This is a genomic window from Mesorhizobium sp. M1A.F.Ca.IN.020.03.2.1, from assembly GCF_004023205.1.
Taxonomy (GTDB): domain Bacteria; phylum Pseudomonadota; class Alphaproteobacteria; order Rhizobiales; family Rhizobiaceae; genus Mesorhizobium.
In genome coordinates this window covers 1-2,355 of sequence record NZ_RZSV01000412.1, presented here as the reverse complement: position 1 = coordinate 2,355, position 2,355 = coordinate 1, and the positions used below count along the sequence as shown (strand labels likewise).

Sequence of the window (2,355 nt, the reverse complement as noted above, 5' to 3'; positions counted from 1 at the left end):
AAGGACGAGTTCTCGTGGCGGAGGTCGACCGATTTCGACCATGTCGGCAGCGAAGTGGCCGCCGTCCGCAACGGCGTCGGCCTCTCGGAGATCTCGAGCTTCGCCAAGTACAAGGTGACGGGCGAGGGGGCGGCAGCCTGGCTCGACCGTCTGCTTGCCTGCAGGCTGCCCAAGCCCGGCCGCATGACGCTGGCGCCGATGCTGAAGGAAGACGGCAAGCTGATCGGCGATTTCACGCTCGCCAACATCGACGACAGCGACTGGTTCATCGCCGGCTCCGGCGTCGCCGAGCAGTACCATATGCGCTGGTTCGAAGCGCATCTTCCGAAGGACGGCTCGGTGGAGATAAAATTGCTGGGGCAGAAGCTCACCGGCCTTGCCATCGCCGGGCCGAAGGCGAGGGCGGTGCTGGCCAAGGTCACCCGCGCCGACGTCTCCAGCGCGGCGTTCCCATTCATGGCCGTCGCCAGGATGGATATCGGCATGGCGCCGTGTCTTGTCGGCCGCGTCAGCTACACCGGCGATCTCGGCTATGAGATCTGGGTGGCGCCGGAATATCAGCGCGCCGCCTACCAGGCGCTGGTCAAAGCGGGCGAGGAATTCGGCATCGGCCTGTTCGGCTCACGCGCGCTCAATGCGCTCAGGCTCGAAAAGAATTACGGCTCATGGGCGCGCGAATACCGGCCGATCTACGGACCGGTCGAGGCCGGGCTCGACCGTTTCGTCGCCTATGGCAAGGAGGCCGACTTCATCGGCAAGGAAGCAGCACTTGCCGAGCGCAAGCAGGGCGGCAAGCTCCGGCTGCGCGCCTTCATCGTCGAGACCACTGATGCCGATGTCATCGGTGACGAGGCGATCTGGCATGACGGCGTCGTGCGCGGCTGGGTCACGTCCGGCGGCTATGCGCACAATTCGAAGACGTCGGTCGCCATGGGCTATGTGCCGAAGGAGATCGCCGACAGGCCGGACGGCTTCGAGATCGAGATCCTCGGCAAGCGGCATGCGGCACGCATTCAGTCCGCGCCGCTGTTCGATGCCAATTTCGAGCGGATGCGCGCCTGAAAAACAGGCGCGCGTCCGCACAGGGCATCAGGCGCCGCGGCGGTTGTCGAGCGCGAAAGCGCCGGGACCGGCAAAGACCAGATAGAGGAAAATGAAACAGAACGAGATCGCCGCGTCGCCGCCATTGTTGACGGGGAAGAAGTCGCGCGGGAAATGCGCCATGAAATAGGCGATGGCCATCTCGCCGCAGAGCAGAAAGGCCACGGGGCGGGTCAACAGCCCCAGCGCCAGCAGGGCGCCGCCGGCGAATTCGAGGATTGCCGAGGTCAGCGCGAGCCCCGTCAGCGCCCCGGCATGGGCGCCGGCGGGGAAATTGAACAGCTTCTGGGTGCCGTGCTCGGTGAACTGCAAGGCGGTCATGATGCGAAGCACGCCCAGCGCCTGCGGCTGATAGCGGGAGAGACCTTCAAAAAGCTTCATCTAAACTCCATCTTGCCCTTCCGGAGCGCCATAAATTATTGCCCGGAAATGGACTATTCACTTCCCGTGGCCTGCCATCAAAAATCGGTGAGTGGGCATGGTTTCATCTCTTCTGGCCCATTCTCGCCATGGTTGCAATCATCTCTTATAAGTTGTATTGATGCCGGATACACCAACTGTCCGGGGAATCCATTCGCCATGAAAAAATTCGCCATCAGCTTCTTCGCACTCCTTGCAGGCACCAGCTTCGCCATAGCTGCCGATGCCGGTTGTGATGCCTTCAAATGGCCGGTGACACGCGAGCAGGCCCTGTTTCCGTCAGCGTCCGCGGCCCAGTCCGGCGCGGCCCTGACAGTCGGGCAAGCGTCGGATTTCGCGCTTGCAGCGGTCGACACGATCGGCTTTGAAGTTCCGCCGGGACGTGCACCGGCAGCCGGCACGTTCGGCGCGATGGCAAGCGTGACCGTACCGGCTGAAGGTGAGCTCCAGTTCAGCCTGTCCGATGAGGTCTGGATCGATGTCGTCCAAGACGGCCGCGCCGTGAAGTCGGCGGGCTTCAGCCGCGCGAAGACCTGCCCAGGCATTCGCAAGAGCGTGCGCTTCAAGCTGTCGGCCGGTCCGGCCACCGTGCAGCTCAGCGGCGCCAAGAAGGCCGATCTCAAAGTGGCGGTGCTGACGCCGGAGTGACGCCCAAGAGGGCGACGCCGGCGCCGGGCCAGCGCTCCCCTCTGCCCGGCCCGACCTCCGCAGCAGCTGCGCCGCGGCTGCGGAGGATGGACCGGATATCTGCCCCACAAGGGGGCGGCAGTTTCTACCGCCCAGGCGCCAGCAGCGCGAAATGCGCGCCCTGCGGGTCCTGGCATTGGATGATCC

General features: G+C 64.4%; 3 protein-coding genes. 2 read left to right on the top strand and 1 reads right to left on the bottom strand.

Features of this window, described 5'->3' with window-relative positions; genetic code table 11:
- Positions 1-1,062 (top strand): aminomethyltransferase family protein (locus EOA79_RS31455; RefSeq protein ID WP_164894048.1); only part of this gene is annotated, 1,062 nt, incomplete at its 5' end.
- Positions 1,063-1,089: 27 nt separating this feature from the next.
- Here EOA79_RS31455 and EOA79_RS31450 read toward each other — a convergent pair.
- A complete protein-coding gene (locus tag EOA79_RS31450) occupies positions 1,090-1,482 on the bottom strand; it encodes a DoxX family protein (protein ID WP_127334901.1) in 393 nt (130 codons plus the stop codon).
- Positions 1,483-1,530: 48 nt separating this feature from the next.
- Here EOA79_RS31450 and EOA79_RS31445 point away from each other — a divergent pair, with 48 nt between their 5' ends.
- The gene (locus EOA79_RS31445; protein ID WP_348627451.1) at positions 1,531-2,169 is read left to right on the top strand and encodes a hypothetical protein; all 639 of its coding nucleotides are present in this window, start codon (positions 1,531-1,533) and stop codon (positions 2,167-2,169) included.
- Positions 2,170-2,355: the final 186 nt, after the last annotated feature.

What these genes read in the sequence shown, in the direction of transcription:
- EOA79_RS31450 (WP_127334901.1), bottom strand. Translation starts at nt 1,482, where the DNA reads ATGAAGCTTTTTGAAGGTCTCTCCCGCTATCAGCCGCAGGCGCTGGGC.
- EOA79_RS31445 (WP_348627451.1), top strand. Translation starts at nt 1,531, where the DNA reads ATGGACTATTCACTTCCCGTGGCCTGCCATCAAAAATCGGTGAGTGGG.